13 protein-coding genes are annotated in these 14269 nt (G+C 65.2%); 7 read left to right on the forward strand and 6 right to left on the reverse strand.

Translation table 11 applies throughout. The annotated features are described in order from the left end of the window. The first annotated feature begins 492 nt into the window (after positions 1-492). The 4 genes from BG83_RS0121305 to BG83_RS0121320 all read left to right on the forward strand — a co-directional run bounded on the left by BG83_RS0121305 (position 493) and on the right by BG83_RS0121320 (position 5257). The gene (locus BG83_RS0121305) at positions 493-3243 is read left to right on the forward strand and encodes an EAL domain-containing protein (protein WP_024978625.1); all 2751 of its coding nucleotides are present in this window, start codon (positions 493-495) and stop codon (positions 3241-3243) included. Positions 3244-3378: 135 nt separating this feature from the next. Continuing rightward, positions 3379-3882: a DUF6622 family protein gene (locus BG83_RS0121310; protein WP_024978626.1), complete on the forward strand. Its 504-nt coding sequence runs from the start codon at positions 3379-3381 to the stop codon at positions 3880-3882. Positions 3883-3940: 58 nt separating this feature from the next. Beyond that, positions 3941-4753 carry a TOBE domain-containing protein gene (locus tag BG83_RS0121315; protein WP_024978627.1) on the forward strand — a complete coding sequence of 271 codons (813 nt, stop codon included), beginning with the start codon at positions 3941-3943 and terminating at the stop codon, positions 4751-4753. Positions 4754-4759: 6 nt separating this feature from the next. Beyond that, the gene (locus tag BG83_RS0121320) at positions 4760-5257 is read left to right on the forward strand and encodes a flavodoxin family protein (protein WP_024978628.1); all 498 of its coding nucleotides are present in this window, start codon (positions 4760-4762) and stop codon (positions 5255-5257) included. Here the strand turns inward: BG83_RS0121320 and BG83_RS0121325 are convergent. Then, positions 5254-5997 carry an ABC transporter ATP-binding protein gene (locus tag BG83_RS0121325; RefSeq protein ID WP_024978629.1) on the reverse strand — a complete coding sequence of 248 codons (744 nt, stop codon included), beginning with the start codon at positions 5995-5997 and terminating at the stop codon, positions 5254-5256. The genes BG83_RS0121320 and BG83_RS0121325 overlap by 4 nt on opposite strands. Beyond that, on the reverse strand, positions 5994-6680 hold the full coding sequence (gene modB / locus BG83_RS0121330) for a molybdate ABC transporter permease subunit (RefSeq protein WP_024978630.1): 687 nt from the start codon (positions 6678-6680) through the stop codon (positions 5994-5996). Before modB ends, BG83_RS0121325 begins: the two co-directional genes overlap by 4 nt. 449 nt (positions 6681-7129) lie before the next feature. Between modB and BG83_RS0121335 the strand changes: the two genes are divergently transcribed. Next, the gene (locus BG83_RS0121335) at positions 7130-8209 is read left to right on the forward strand and encodes a helix-turn-helix transcriptional regulator (RefSeq protein WP_024978631.1); all 1080 of its coding nucleotides are present in this window, start codon (positions 7130-7132) and stop codon (positions 8207-8209) included. Between the two features lie 35 nt (positions 8210-8244). Here BG83_RS0121335 and BG83_RS0121340 read toward each other — a convergent pair whose 3' ends face one another. The 4 genes from BG83_RS0121340 to BG83_RS27945 are packed head-to-tail and all read right to left on the reverse strand — an operon-like array spanning position 8245 to position 11675. Continuing rightward, on the reverse strand, positions 8245-9018 hold the full coding sequence (locus BG83_RS0121340) for a lytic transglycosylase domain-containing protein (RefSeq protein WP_051541534.1): 774 nt from the start codon (positions 9016-9018) through the stop codon (positions 8245-8247). 11 nt (positions 9019-9029) lie between these two features. Continuing rightward, a complete protein-coding gene (gene sctR, locus BG83_RS0121345) occupies positions 9030-9689 on the reverse strand; it encodes a type III secretion system export apparatus subunit SctR (protein WP_024978633.1) in 660 nt (219 codons plus the stop codon). A 52-nt stretch (positions 9690-9741) separates the two neighbouring features. Further along, positions 9742-10830, reverse strand: coding sequence for a type III secretion system cytoplasmic ring protein SctQ (gene sctQ, locus BG83_RS0121350; protein ID WP_024978634.1), 1089 nt, complete (start codon positions 10828-10830; stop codon positions 9742-9744). After that, the gene (locus BG83_RS27945) at positions 10827-11675 is read right to left on the reverse strand and encodes a helix-turn-helix transcriptional regulator (RefSeq protein WP_024978635.1); all 849 of its coding nucleotides are present in this window, start codon (positions 11673-11675) and stop codon (positions 10827-10829) included. The genes sctQ and BG83_RS27945 overlap by 4 nt, the downstream gene beginning before the upstream one ends. Before the next feature lie 307 nt (positions 11676-11982). Here BG83_RS27945 and BG83_RS0121360 point away from each other — a divergent pair, with 307 nt between their 5' ends. Beyond that, positions 11983-13938 carry an FHIPEP family type III secretion protein gene (locus BG83_RS0121360; RefSeq protein WP_051541566.1) on the forward strand — a complete coding sequence of 652 codons (1956 nt, stop codon included), beginning with the start codon at positions 11983-11985 and terminating at the stop codon, positions 13936-13938. 42 nt (positions 13939-13980) lie between these two features. Continuing rightward, positions 13981-14256 carry a type III secretion system export apparatus subunit SctS gene (gene sctS, locus BG83_RS0121365; RefSeq protein ID WP_024978637.1) on the forward strand — a complete coding sequence of 92 codons (276 nt, stop codon included), beginning with the start codon at positions 13981-13983 and terminating at the stop codon, positions 14254-14256. Positions 14257-14269 lie beyond the last annotated feature (13 nt).

The raw sequence follows: 14269 nt of genomic DNA on the forward strand, positions 1-14269 counted from the left end.
GATTTTTCCGACGTCGTCGGCATCGTGAAACGAACCGCCCGTAAGGTTCGCACATGCAGGCGATGTAAGCAGACGGGACAAGCAGCAACGGGGTTCGTGCAGTGCCAAAACAAATGGGTCGGCGGGAATGAAAATGCGATGGAATATCCGGTCTTTTCCGCCCTTTGTTTTTCCAAGGGGGCCACTATGATTCACAACATGGCGATGCGATGCAACTTTGCGTCGTTTGCCTCATGGGTCGGTTCTCCTCTCTGGAACAGATCGACACGGTCCAGAGATTTCAACCCGCGCCTCGTCAACTGAGCGCGGGTTTTTTCTTGGGTTATGTCAACGTCGGGTGGCCTCCACACGCCCCTCAGGGCGATCGCACGCAGCACCCTTCAGTTTTTCACCGGCGCGCCGTTGTGGTTAGGGGCGAGACACCTGTAGTCTCCCTCTCGCTTTCCCATTGCCACTGCTGTTGCTGTTATCGCTCAAGCCATCGCATTGCCCATGACCCAGTTTCTTCCGGCTCAGGCCGGAGCCTCTCCTGCAGACGTTGCGCTGGGCCCCCAGGCCGCGCAACGTCCGGTAGCGGCCATGGTCGGGGCGATGACTGATGTGCGTGGTACCGATTTCGATGCGCTGTCACGGCTGTCGTCCGACGCGGTATTGCTGACCGTGGACGGGCGCCTCGTGCGAGCCAACCCGGCCGCCGCCCGCTTGCTGGGCGCGCAGGATCCAGCGCAACTGGCGGGCCTGCAACTCGCCGGCCTGATTCATCCCGATGACGTTGCCCAGGCGGTTCCGCGCCTGGCAGGCATGTTGAGCAGCGGGGTCTCTGCCCAGCCGGTCGAACACCGTCTGGTGCGCGCCGACTACACACACGTGCTGGTTGCCAGCGAAGCCGCTGCGTGCGAGCACGAGGGCCAGCCCGCCGTCATGATTGTGCTGCGTGAAGCCGTGTCGCGCCATGCGTTGGAGCGCCACGCCGTACAGGCTCGCGCTGAAGCGCTGCATGCGCGCCGTCTGCTCGCTTCGGAGAACGCCGTGCTTGCGCAACTTGCCTCCAATGCGACGCTGTCGAGTGTGCTGCGCCACCTGTGTCTGTATGTCGAGCAGGTTTATCCGAATGCCATGTCGGCGCTGCTGTTGCTGGACGCCGGCTCCCAGACCTTGCGTGTGGCCGCTGCGCCCACGCTGCCAGCGACCTATGTCGCCACACTGGAAGACACGCCTGTCGGCCCCGATACCGGCGCATGCGGCTGCGCGGTGTATCTGGGCGACGCCGTCTTCGTCGACAACATTGCGACCGACCCGCGCTGGCAACACGAGCGCACGGCGGCATTGGCTGCGGGTTTTGCTTCTGCATGGGCGTTGCCGATCCGCTCTTCTCGCGGGGACAAGCTTGGCGTGCTCGCGCTGTTCTATCGACAACCGTGCATGCCCGTGGAAGAAGAGCAGCATTTCCTCGACGACGTCACGCACCTGGCAGGCGTTGCCATTCAGAAGGACACCGTCGAACGCGGCCTGGCCGAAAGCGAAGAGCGCTATCGCCTGGCGATCTCGAATTTGCATGAAGGCGTCGTCATCATGTCGCCGGACGGCGTGGTGCAGGCCGCCAACGCCAGCGCCGAGCGCATCCTGCGCGTGCGCCCCGGGCAGCTCGTGGGGCGTAACCGGCTCGACCCGATTCAACGCGTTGTGGATGAAGACGGCAAGGAAGTCGGTTCGACCATGATGCCGTCCGCGTTGGTGCTGCGCACCGGCGAACCCATCTTCGGCCGCGTGTACGGGCTGTTGCTCAAAACGGGCGAGTTGATGTGGGTGCGGCAGAACATCATTCCCATCCGCCGCCATGCCGAGCCGGCACCCAGCAGCGTGATGCTGTCGTTTGCCGATATCACCGATATCAAGCGCGCCGAGCAGCGCTTGCGCCATCTGGCCGCGCACGACGCGCTCACGGGGCTGACCAACCGCAGCTTCTTCATCGCGCACCTGGAAGGCGCCATTGAGAGCGCGCGCGACGAGAGCCGCGAGTTGGCGCTCTTCTTCCTCGATCTCGACCGCTTCAAAAGCGTGAATGACACTGCCGGCCATGCCTGCGGCGACACGCTGCTGCAAAGCGCCGCGGCGCGCCTGACCGATTGCATCGGCCCCGGCGACGTAATCGCCCGCCTGGGCGGTGACGAATTCGTCATCCTGATCGACCAGCGTGTTGAGGGAAAGCGCATCGCGCTGCTGGCTGAACGTTTGCTTCAGGCCATGCGCGAGCCCTTCGATACCGTCAACGGACGTTACTACCTGGGTGTGTCGATTGGTGTGGCGCTGTATCCGCATGACGGCATCTCGGGTTCCGACCTGCTGCGTTCTGCCGACGCCGCCATGTACCGCGCCAAGCAGAACGGTCGCAACCGTGCGCAGTTCTACACGGCTGAACTTAACGCCCGGCTGCAACGCCGCTACATGCTGGAAAACGCGCTGCGCGATGCGCGCGAGAACAACGAACTGCAGCTCGTCTATCAACCCAAGTACGACCTTGCCAGCCATCGCATCGTCGGTGCCGAGGCACTGCTGCGCTGGAACAGCGCCAAGCTTGGGGCGATCTCGCCGGTGGAGTTCATCCCGGTGGCGGAAGAGACCGGTCTGATCGTGCCGATTGGCGCATGGGTCTTGCGCCGCGCCTGCGAGCAGGCCGTGATCTGGTACGAAGCGCTGGGCTATGACTTCCGCATGGCGGTCAACCAGTCGGCGCGCCAGTTCCAGGCCGGCGACGTGGTCCCGATGATCGAACAGACGCTGGCCGACAGCGGCCTGCCGCCCACCGCGCTTGAAGTCGAAATTACCGAAAGCCTGCTGATGGGCGGTGCGGACGAGGTCCGCCCGATGTTCGATGCACTCACCGCGCAGGGCATCCGGATCTCGATCGACGATTTCGGTACCGGGTATTCATCGCTGTCGTATCTGCAGCGCTTCCCGATCAGCAACGTGAAGATCGACCGCTCGTTCATCACCGGCATTCCGGGCGATCCGGATTCCGTGGCGTTGACGGAGGCCATCGTCGCTATGGCGCGCGCCCTGGGCATGACCGTCACCGCCGAAGGTGTGGAAGACGCCGATCAGGTGGAGTTCCTCGCCAAGGCGGGCTGCCAGGAAATCCAGGGCTACTACATCGGCAAGCCTGTCACGGCCGAAGGTTTCGACCGTTTGCTGCGGGCGCACCTGTCCGTGGTGGATGCCGGCGTGCGCGCCGCGCTGGGCTGACGGCGCGGCTGACTGCGGGGCTGACCGAGCGGCTGACTGAGCCATTCACACCGGCGTTTCTGCCGTTCGTCGCAATCCGCTCCCGCGTGCGGGGGCCGGCACCTAAGCTGGCGTCATTCCAACAGGGAGACCGCCATGCTCGAATCGATCGCCTCCATCGTGTCGCATACGCCCACCTGGGTGTTCGTGGTGTTTGCCGTGCTGATCGCCATTGGGGTGCGTCAGATGCAGCCCCGCATCGTGTCGCGCCGCCGCCTGATCGTGCTTCCGCTGGTGGTGGCCGCGTACTCGCTCTACGGCGTGTCGATGGCAAGCCATGGCAGCGCGCTTGCGCTCACGATGTGGCTGGTGGCCGTTCTGATGGCATTCCTGCTGACATACATGTCGCCGCCCAACGGCGCCGTGTCTGAAACGGCCCGCACCGTACGCGTGCCCGGAAGCTGGGTGCCGATGGTGGTGATCGTGGGCCTGTTCGCTGCCCGCTATGCCTACAACGTGATGCTAGCGATGCACCCGGAGGTCTCGCACTCTGCCAGCTTCATGGCGATGTTCAGCGCGCTGTTCGGCTTCCTGGGCGGGCTGCTGCTCTCGCGCTCGGTGCTGCTGCATGTGCGTACGCCGCGCCTGGCGGCGGCTTGAGCCGACGAATCAGCGTTAACATCCTGCATGTTGCAATCTCCATCCAAGACGAGACGACATGCTGGAACTCGACGGCACCATCTGGCTGCGCGCCGGTGAAGACAACTGGGGCGGGCGCGGCCGGATCGAACTGCTGGCTGCCATCGGGCAGACCGGCTCCATCACCGCAGGCGCCAAAACCGTGGGTCTTTCCTACAAGGCCGCGTGGGACGCCATCGACACCATGAACAACCTAGCCGGCGAGCCGCTGGTGGTGCGCACCACGGGCGGCAAGGGCGGCGGTGGCAGTGTGTTGACGCCGCGCGCGCAACGGCTGATCGAGAGCTTCCGCGTGCTGGAAGCCGAGCACCGTCGCTTTGTCGAACGCCTGGATGCCGCCGCGCAGGCTGCCAGCGAAGACGTCAACCTGCTGCGCCGCCTGATGCTGCGCACGAGCGCGCGCAACACCCTGTTCGGCACGGTGGAATCGGTGGCGTCGGGCGCCGTCAATGATGTGGTGACGCTGCGCCTGCCCGGCGGTCAGGCTGTCGCCGCCACCATCACCCAGGAAAGCACGCGCATGCTGGGGCTGGCGCCGGATGTGCAGGCCGTCGCGCTCATCAAGGCGCCTGCCGTGATGCTGATGCGCGGCGCCGGCGAATGGCGCGTCTCGGCAGAAAATCAGTTGCCGTGCGTGGTCACGGAAATCCGCGATGGCGCGGTGCAGGCCGAAGTGCGCTTGCGCCTGCTCGATGCGAACGCCGCGTCGGCGGGCGAAACCGTGCTGGTGGCGATGCTCTCGCGCACCGCTGTGGAAACACTGGCACTGGCCGAAGGTGTGGAAGCCGTGGCTGTCTTTGAAGCGTCGAGCGTGATCCTGGGATTGGCCTAAGCCCCCATGACGCCCAAAACCCTGCTGATCGTCTACCACTCGATGACGGGTGGCGCGCGCCAGATGGCCGAGGCCGCTCAGGCGGGCGCCGCAGAAGAGGGCGGCATTGCGGTGCGGTTGCGGCACGCGGCGCAGGCCGGCCCCGACGATGTGCTGGCGGCGGACGGCTATCTCTTCGCGACACCGGAAAACCTCGCCGCCATCAGCGGGCAGCTCAAAGACTTTTTCGACCGCTGCTATTACCCGGTGCTCGACCGTATCAACGGCCGTCCATACGCGTGCCTGATCTGTGCAGGCAGCGATGGCCAGAACGCGGTGCGCCAGATTGAACGCATTGCCACCGGCTGGCGGCTCACGCCCGTGGCCGAGCCGATCATCGTCTGCACGCATGCGCAAACGCCCGAGGCCATCCTGGCTCCCAAGCGCATCGGGGCAGACGATCTGGAGCGCTGCCGCGCCCTCGGGCAGGCCATGGCAACCGGGCTCGCGTTAGGCGTTTTCTAGCGGTTCACCACAGCCGTCAGATGCGGATACGGCGACAGCGGTGCCGCATCGGGCGCGCGCACCGCATCGGCCACGACGCGGCCATCGCGCAGCTCGAATACGTGGTCTCCGAAGATCTCCACATCGGCCGGGTCGTGCGTGATCATCAGCATCGGGACCCGCAGCCGCGCTTGCAGGGCAGACAGCTCGGAACGCATGCGCGTGCGCAGCGCCGGGTCCAGTGCGGCAAAGGGCTCGTCGAGCAGCAGCATCGATGGCTCGGCGATCAGCGCGCGGGCCAGCGCCACACGCTGGCGCTGCCCGCCGGAAATCTGCGTCGGGTAATTGGCGGCGACGGCGCCCAACTCGAACGTGTCGATCCACTGCTGCACGCGAGGGTCGTGTGTGCGGCGTGGCGGGTTGAACCACCCGCGCTTGAGCCCGAACGCAATGTTCTGCGTCACCGTCAGGTGGTTGAAGAGCGCGTAGTCCTGGAAGAGGTAGCCGACGCGGCGTTCTTGCGCGCTGAGGTTGATGCCGTCGGCGTGATCGAACAGCGTGCGCCCGTTCAGCACGATGCGGCCGCGCTCGGGCGTCATGAGGCCGGCAATGGCGCGCAGCGTGAGGCTCTTGCCCGCGCCCGACGGCCCGTACAGCACCACGCGCCGGCTGTCCGAGCGTACGGCAATGTCCAGCGAGAACACACGCGCCGCGCTGGTGAGCGTTTTCTGCACGACGAGATCGATCATGCCGCCGCTCATGCCAGTTGCTCCTGAAGGTTCGGCGCGCGCCCTTGCAGCAGCCGGCTGGCAACCACCAGCACCACGATGCAAGTGAGTGAGGTGATCAGCACCAGCGTATTGGCCGTGGCGTCGTCGCCGGCCTGCACGGCTTCGTAGATGGCCACGGAAAGCGTCTGCGTGCGGCCCGGCAGGTTGCCGGCAATCATGAGCGTGGCACCAAATTCGCCCAATGCACGCGCAAAGGCCAGCAGCACGCCGGCGGCAATGCCGCGTGCGGCCAGCGGCAGCGTGACGCGAAAGAACACGGCAGCCTCCGGCAGGCCCAGCACGCGCGCCGCATTTTCCAGTTGGTGATCCACGCCTTCAAAGGCAGCGCGCGCGGATTTCATGACCAGAGGAAACGCCACCACCGTGGAGGCAATCACCGCGCCCTGCCAGGTAAAGACGAGCTGGATCCCGATGCTGTCGAGCCACCCACCGATTGGGCCGCGCCGGCCCAGCAGCACCAGCAGGTAATAGCCGAGCACCGTGGGCGGCAGCACCAGGGGCAGCGTCAGGATTGAGTCGATGACGTCGCGCAGGCGGTTGCGCGTGCGGGCAAGTGCGTAAGCCGCGCCCACGCCCAGCACGAGGTTCAGGACGGTCGCCCAGCCGGCCACCTTGAGTGAAAGCAGCAGAGGCGTCCAGATGGAAGCGGACATGCGGATACGTTGCGAAGGTGCGGTTGGCTGGCCGGATGATTCCCGCAAACCACGAGGTGACGCGTTGGGCGCCGGCGACAGATTGGGTTAATTATTCGCAATATAGGGTTGGATATAACGCGCGGTCAATCCTGACACAGTGATGTCCGGCATGCCGCAAGGGGCATGGATGCGCCGTCCTGCGACCGCTGTCAGCGGCGTCCTCCGCTGCATTGCAACATAAGCCACGTCGATGGTGGGGCACTAAAAAGTTTTGTTGGACAACCTTGCCGTCAGCTTGCAACAATGCGCCAAAACGTAGGCCGGACGTCGCTTTTCACGATCCATGCCCAGCGGTGCTCAGGGTCGCCGCACAGCAAATGTCATCCCCCGGGGGGGAAACAGTCTTGGCTATGGCCGGAAGCATTCCGGCGGCCAAGCAGTGTTTCCAACATGACCGGAGGACGGCAATGGCCGCCGCACATCGCTCAGATGGTTTGCAGGCAGTACGTTTCCCCCGCGCCGAAGACGTGGCGCTGCTGATGGACATGCGCACCGCGCTCAAGGGGGCGGACGCGCAGTCCGGCGTTTCCACCTGCGCAAGCGCTTCCGTCCAGCTCGACCTGGATGCGCTGTCCGCGAAGGCGGACACTGCACCGCTACCCGGGCACGCCGATTCCCTGGCCGCACGCACTGCTGCAGACGATGCCGCCAATGGCGATCGCTTCTTCGTGCCGCTGCCGCCGGGCACGGACGTTGTTCCCGTGGACGAGCACGCGCTGCTGTTCGAGCCCGCGCCCGCACAGCCGGGTCGCCTGCGCCTGGCTGCCGAACTACAGGCCGCACGCGGGGTGGCCGAGCGCGCACGCATTGTGTCCGGGCTGATGGGGCTGATGGGCTTTTCATCCCTCACCTACGCGCTGACCGAGCCCCACGAAAACGCGCCGCCTACGGTGGCCATGCTCAAGAACTACGTGACGCCGCGGTTCCTGCAGCGCTATTGCGACGAGCGCCTTTTCACCGTCGACCCGCGCCTGCCGGCGGTGTTTGCCACGGGCATGCCGCTGGTGTGGGATCTGGCATCGCTGGCGCGCGGCCAGGCGCGCATGGAACCGGCGATGCGCACGCTGCTGCAGACGATGGACGAACACGGCCTGCGCAGCGGCGTGATGTTCAGCCTGGGCGCCGGCAAGGGCATGAGCCAGGCGATTGTCAGCCTCAGTTCACCGCATGCAGGGCGGGAGTGGATCAGCGACAGCGTGCTTGGCCAGTCGATCCTCTTTGGCATGGCGCTGCATCAGGTCTGGCGGGCGCCACTGCAAACGTTCACGCGCAACACGCGCGTATCTGGTGAAGAGGCACCGCTCACCGTCATGCAAAGCCGTGTGCTGACGTGCCTGGCCGCCGGCATGAGCGACAAGGAAATCGCCATCAAGCTGCACACCACGGCACACAACGTTGATTACCACCTGCGCCTGATTCGCCGCCGCTACGGCGCGACCAACCGCGCGCAGTTGGCCTACATTGCGGGTCGCCTGAGCCTGATCTGACCGGGATGGACGATGTGCAAGCTGCCACGCGGCGTTCAGCGGGGCAGCGCCACGCAGCGCAGGCACGATGTGCCGTCGGCGCGATTGCACGCAACGATCATCACCTGCCGGCCGGTCTGGCCCGTGCACGCGCTACCGGTCAGCACCCGTGGTTGTGCAGAGGTCGAGGCCGGGCGTGGTGCTCTTGGGCCCGGCGTACCGCCGCCGGCGGGCACGACAGGAATCGGCTCGATCCGCCCAGGGGCGGCGGCGTCGGGCACGATGGCCGGCACGTCGCCAGCGTTGGCGACAACCTTCTGCACATAGCCATGGCGGAAGCCGGTTTCGAAATTGCCGCTGTAGTAGCAAGACAGCGCCGCGCGCAACGCCTGTTGCTGATCTCCATAGCGAGGCAGTGAGCGCGCAAAGCACTCGGCGAGGATGGTGCCGCCTGCACGCAGGTTGCGGCAGGCGTCGAAGGCGGTTTCCAGTGTCTCGCCAAAGCGCGCGAGGTTGTAGCGGTTGACCTGCCCGAGCCCGACGCTGAAGTTGTAGCCCTGGCGTTCCAGCGAACGCGCGGTTGCCACGGCTTCTTCCAGCGTGGCAGGTTGGCGCACCAGCCTGCCGCCCACCACGCCGATCGCATAGGGGTTGTAGGCAGACTCCGTGCGCACTAGCGCTTCTAGCGTGAGGCGGTCAACGCGCGGTGCACACGTGGCGGCCAGCGTGGCGAAAGCGCGCGCATCAATGCGTGGTCCCGCCACGGCAGACGTGGCTGCCATGCAGGCGCCAAAAGTCATGGCGGCAACGATGAAAGCACTCGCACGCATGGTCGCCACCTCTATCGATAAGACAGCACGAGCCCGTGCACCAGCACCGACCAGCCATCGAGCATCACGAACAGCAGCAGCTTGAACGGCACGGAGATGGTGGTCGGCGCGATCATCTGCATGCCCAACGCCAGCAACAGGTTGGCCACTATCAGGTCGACCACCACGAAGATGATGTAGAGCACAAAGCCCACCTGGAACGCCTTGATCAGCTCGGTGAGGGTGAAGCTCGGTACGAGCACTGTCAGATCGTCGTTCTTGAGGCCGGCGGCGCGCTCCTTGGGCCAGATGCTCGTGGCGGATTTGACGAAGAAGTTGCGCTCTGATTCCAGGGTATGGGTCTGCAGGAATTTCTTCACCGGCGGCTGCGCGGCATCGAGGATGGCGATCACGTCATCCACACTCATCTGGCTGCTCAGGTTGAAGTTGCGCCCGCGCAGGTTGTCGACCATGTCCATGCCGACTGGCGCCATGATGAACACCGTCAGGATCAGCGCGATGCCGTTGAGCACGATGTTGGGCGGCACCTGCTGAATGCCCAGTGCCGAGCGCAGCAGGCCAAACACCACCACCAGCTTGGTGTAGCTCGTGACCATGAGTGCGGCAAAGGGCGCGATGCCCAGCGCCGCCACCACGGCAATCATCGCTACGGGATTGGGCAGGTTTCCCATGGGGCGTGTCGAGTGTGTCGATGCGTTGTTCTTGTTGAGGGAAGGGCGGGCGTTATGCCCGCCCGGGTGCCGCCTGACCGATGAAGCGCGACACGCGCACACCGAGCCGGTTGCCGACTGCAATCAAATGGCCTTCGCCCACCGGCATGCCATTGGCCAGGATGCGGATGACAGCCTGATTGAGCGGCTGCGCCAGCTCCATGACCGTGCCGGGCCGCAACGCACGCAGTTCGGCCAATGACAGCCGCCGCTCTTCCAGCTCGAAAGTGGTGACCAGTTCGATGTCGTCCAGGCTGTCGGTGGGGAGCGGGTGCGCTGTGGGCTCCGTGCCGGATGCAGCGGTGTAGGGGGCTGGGTTCTCGGTTGCCATCGGTTTTTCCTCCACGTTTTCCACGACGATGCGGGAGCCTTGCACTTGCCCGAACACCCGCAGGTGCAGCCGCCCCCGCACGCGGGCCACGCAGCGCAGCGCATTGCCCGCAGGCAGCCATTTTTCGATGCGCACGATGTCGCCCAGCGCAATGCTGGCAAAGTCGCGGCGCGACAGAAAGGTGGCGCCCAGTTCGAAGCGCAGCGGCACCTGTGTGCCCATGAACGCGGCCAGCGGAATGGGCTCCGCGGCCAGCTCCGGCGGACACAGTTCGGGCAGAACCTGTGGCGCGTCGAACAGCAGCCCGGCCCGTGCCAGCCACGGCGCGGCACCGTCCTCTGCCGGATCGGCATCGCGGCGGATGATCATCATTTGCAGGACGTCCGGCCGATCCAACCGGATGTCGGGCGGCGCGGTCTCAGGTAGCCACGCCAGCGCGCGTCCGCTGCGTTGTTCGGTGGCCCGTGTGAGTGGCGCCAGGGCGTCGGCCAGCACGGCGCAGCGCAGGGCTTGCGGCACGTGCGCATCTGCGGCGTCGGCCAGCCACGCATGCTCGGCGGCGGCATCGAGCAGCAGCCAGCCCGGCGCATCGCCCAGCGTGAATCGATAGGCCTGTGCCGCGGCCTGCACGGCGTGGGCTTCGCAACGCGCTTCGTAGGGTGTGTTCCCTACGGAAAACGGTAGTGCCGCGCGCGCCAGGTAAAGGCGCGACAGCGTACGCGCCAATGTCTGGTCCACAGCCGAGAGCATGCGGGCGTCGAGCGTATTCATGTCATGAACATGCGCCCGGCCATATAGGCGAGCTGCACGCGGTTCTGTGCACCGTATTTCTTCTTGAGCTGACGCAGGTGATAGTCGACGTTGTGCGGCGACATGTTGAGCTGCTCGGCAATCGCCTTGTCCGACAACCCGCTGGTGATGAACTCCAGAATCTGCCGTTGCACCTGCGTGAGCGCACGCGCGTGCGTGTCTTCATGCAACGGCTTGGCGTGCTGCATGAGGAATTCGTGCAGGCCGAGCCCCACGGCATAGGCTTGGCCGACCACGTTGTCGGCAATCCAGCCCTTGGCGTTGTTGCCCGATCCAAAACAGATGACGCTGTGCTCCAGGCTGCGGGGGCTCACGACACCGAAGCTGATACCGCTGCGCAGGCCGTAGCGTTCGGCGTCCTGCAACAGGCGGTGCAGGCGATCTGCATCTGCCGGAGCGGTGAGTGTTGCGCCCAGGTCGGCCAGATCCCACACGAGGGGCCATTCGTAGCGCAGCGCGAAGGCCAACCGCGGGTCGACTTCAAAGTAACGCTCGTCGACGTAGCGCTTGGGCCAGTTGGGCGGGGAATACGCGCGGAAGTACAGCACGCGCGTAATCGATTCCCCAATGCGGGTCAGCCGGTAGTAGCAGAGCCAGTCGAAACCGATGCTGCGCAAGACGGCGCGCAACAGCAATTGCCGTTCCTGCGCACCGTGCGCGGCCCGCAGATCCTGCGCGGTTTCAGAGAAGGACTCGGCGCGCGCCATCGCACCCAGGCGGATCGATTCCGCATCGACCACGATGTGTTCTTCGCCAAACAGGATCGGCGCGCGGACATCGCCGGCACCCACATTCGAAGCAGTCAACCGTGGCCTCTCGCGTGGCAAGTGAATGCACTCACTGTAGTGGCGCGCACACGCCGCGATGAACTACCGAAAAGCGTAGTCGACCCCGAAACTTCGTCAGAGATTGGCCGCGCGACTACGAGTTTCAGCGTTGAGCGGAGAGGCCCCCCACCTCTACACTTTTCGCAAGGGAAGGGGGGGCTGAACAGCGTCCGCCTTCTACGGACATTCGTGGGCCCTGGGCCCAACCGGCCCCAAACAGGCCCAAAGGCGCTCCATGGCAAAGCCTCGGAATCTTGCTGCAGCGTTGAACGTTCCGCTCACCGGCATGCGCTGGGCGCGGCTGGTGAACTACGACATCGCGATTGCCGTGTTTGTGGTGGCGGTGGTCGCGCTCTTTGTGCTGCCATTGCCGACCGTCGTGTTGGATGGCCTCATCTCGCTCAATTTGGCGGCCAGCATCGTGTTGCTGTGCGTGTCGATCTATCTGCCGTCGGCGCTTGCGTTCTCGTCATTTCCGGCGGTGCTGCTGTTTACGACGCTGTTCCGGCTGTCGCTGAACATCGCCTCGTGCAAGCTGATCCTGCTGCAGGCCAACGCGGGCCACGTGATCGACACGTTCGGCAAGCTGGTGGTCGGCAACAACTTTGTAGTGGGCGGCGTGGTGTTCCTGGTGATCGCGGTGGTGCAGTTCATCGTGATCGCCAAGGGCTCGGAGCGCGTGGCGGAGGTGGGTGCGCGGTTTTCGCTGGATGCAATGCCCGGCAAGCAGATGAGCATCGACGCGGATCTACGTGCCGGCATCATCACGTCTGACGAAGCCAAGCGCCGCCGCGAAGCGCTGGAGCAGGAATCGCAACTGCACGGCGCGATGGACGGCGCGATGAAGTTCGTCAAGGGCGACGCCATTGCCGGCATCATCATCGCGGTCATCAACATCCTGGCCGGCATTGCCGTGGGTGCGCTCATGCACGGCATGTCGATTGGCGATGCGCTGCACCGTTACGCGATCCTGACGGTGGGCGACGGCATGGCCTCGCAGATTCCGTCGCTGCTGGTCTCCATTGCTGCCGGCATCGTCACCACCCGTGTGGCGACGCGTGACCGCGAGGCCCGCCACCTCGGCCAGCAGATCGGCGCGCAGATCACCGCCCACCCGCGCGGCATGCTGATGGCCAGCGGCGTGCTGCTGGCGTTCCTGCTGGTGCCGGGGTTTCCCAAGTGGTCGTTCCTGCTGTTGGCGATCGGCACCGCTTCGGCTGCGTTCCTCCGCATGCGCCAGCGCCGGCAGGCCCCGCCACTCGATCTGCTTGTGCTCGGCCCCGACGCACGGCGGTTGACCGAGCCCGAAGCAGGCTCGCCCGCAGAAGGCATTGCGGCACCCATTGCGGTGCGCCTGTCGGAAGACCTGCGTGGCGAGATCGAACTCGTTGCTTTGCAGACCCGCCTGGCCGAAGCCAAGTCACGCGTGCAGCGCAGGCTCGGTGCGGTGTTCCCGCGTGTGCAACTGAACTGGGATGCGGCGTTGCCGCCTCACGGTTACGCGCTGCTCGTGCAGGACGTGCTGGCCGCCGAAGGCACGCTGCCGGAGCGCGATGCGATTCCAGACAGTGCCGTGCCTGCAGAAGACCGCCTGGCCGCCGAAGTCGAAACGCTCATCGAGCGCAACGCCGCGTCGCTCATCGGCATTCAGGAAACACAGAACCTCATCCAGATCATGCGCCGCGAACACGGCGAACTGGTGGCCGAACTCACTCGCCTGGTGCCCCCGCAGCGCATTACCGAAGTGCTGCGCCGGCTGGTGCAGGAGGGCGTGTCGATCCGCAACCTGCGGGCCATTTTCGAGAGCTTGATCACGTGGTCGCCCAAGGAGCCCGAAGACGTGATCGGCCTCGTGGAACTGGTGCGCGTGGATTTGCACCGCCAGATCACCGAGCAGTTCTGCGGCACCAGCCGGGTGCTCGATGTGGTGCTGTTCGAGCAGTCCTTGCAGGAACGCATCGAGCAGGCCGTCGTGCACACCAAGCAGGGCAGCGTGTTGAGCCTCACGCGTGAGGCCAAGCAGGCGATTACCGACCAGGTGGTGAAGATCCTGGGCGGCACACGCCCGCTGGAGAAAGACCGACATGGTCGCCCGCTGGCGGTGATGGTGTCGCTCAATTGCCGGCGCTACGTCAAGACGATGTTGCAGCCGGTGTTTGGCGATCTGCCGGTGCTGTCGTACCAGGAGATCGACGAAGCCATCGAGCTCAACACCGTGGGCTGGGTGACCAACCCCGCCTGAAAACAGAACGCATAGAACGCACAAGGAGACAGGCCCATGAACATGAGCGCCACCATTCTCGAAGCCACACGCCAGGGCTTGCTTCTGGTGCTGCTGGTCTCGTTGCCGGTGGTGGCCGTGGCGACGGTATCGGCGTTGCTGATTGCCATCGCGCAGGCAGTGACGCAGATCCAGGATCAGAGCATCGGCCTGTCGGTGCGGCTGATTGCGGTGATGGTGACCATCGTGGTGCTGGCGGGGTGGGGCGGACGCGAAGTGCTGCGTTTTGCCCGCATGGCACTCGATCAGGTGTTTTACGGCGGTGTGGCGCCTTTCTAGCGGGGGGATCGCG

This window comes from Ralstonia pickettii (genome assembly GCF_000607165.1).
Taxonomy (GTDB): domain Bacteria; phylum Pseudomonadota; class Gammaproteobacteria; order Burkholderiales; family Burkholderiaceae; genus Ralstonia; species Ralstonia holmesii.

What these genes read in the sequence shown, in the direction of transcription:
- BG83_RS0121310 (WP_024978626.1), top strand. Translation starts at nt 3,379, where the DNA reads ATGCTCGAATCGATCGCCTCCATCGTGTCGCATACGCCCACCTGGGTG.
- sctS (WP_024978637.1), top strand. Translation starts at nt 13,981, where the DNA reads ATGAGCGCCACCATTCTCGAAGCCACACGCCAGGGCTTGCTTCTGGTG.
- modB (WP_024978630.1), bottom strand. Translation starts at nt 6,680, where the DNA reads ATGTCCGCTTCCATCTGGACGCCTCTGCTGCTTTCACTCAAGGTGGCC.
- sctQ (WP_024978634.1), bottom strand. Translation starts at nt 10,830, where the DNA reads ATGAATACGCTCGACGCCCGCATGCTCTCGGCTGTGGACCAGACATTG.
- BG83_RS0121360 (WP_051541566.1), top strand. Translation starts at nt 11,983, where the DNA reads ATGCGCTGGGCGCGGCTGGTGAACTACGACATCGCGATTGCCGTGTTT.
- sctR (WP_024978633.1), bottom strand. Translation starts at nt 9,689, where the DNA reads ATGGGAAACCTGCCCAATCCCGTAGCGATGATTGCCGTGGTGGCGGCG.
- BG83_RS0121335 (WP_024978631.1), top strand. Translation starts at nt 7,130, where the DNA reads ATGGCCGCCGCACATCGCTCAGATGGTTTGCAGGCAGTACGTTTCCCC.
- BG83_RS0121320 (WP_024978628.1), top strand. Translation starts at nt 4,760, where the DNA reads ATGACGCCCAAAACCCTGCTGATCGTCTACCACTCGATGACGGGTGGC.
- BG83_RS0121315 (WP_024978627.1), top strand. Translation starts at nt 3,941, where the DNA reads ATGCTGGAACTCGACGGCACCATCTGGCTGCGCGCCGGTGAAGACAAC.
- BG83_RS0121325 (WP_024978629.1), bottom strand. Translation starts at nt 5,997, where the DNA reads ATGAGCGGCGGCATGATCGATCTCGTCGTGCAGAAAACGCTCACCAGC.
- BG83_RS0121305 (WP_024978625.1), top strand. Translation starts at nt 493, where the DNA reads ATGACCCAGTTTCTTCCGGCTCAGGCCGGAGCCTCTCCTGCAGACGTT.
- BG83_RS0121340 (WP_051541534.1), bottom strand. Translation starts at nt 9,018, where the DNA reads ATGCGTGCGAGTGCTTTCATCGTTGCCGCCATGACTTTTGGCGCCTGC.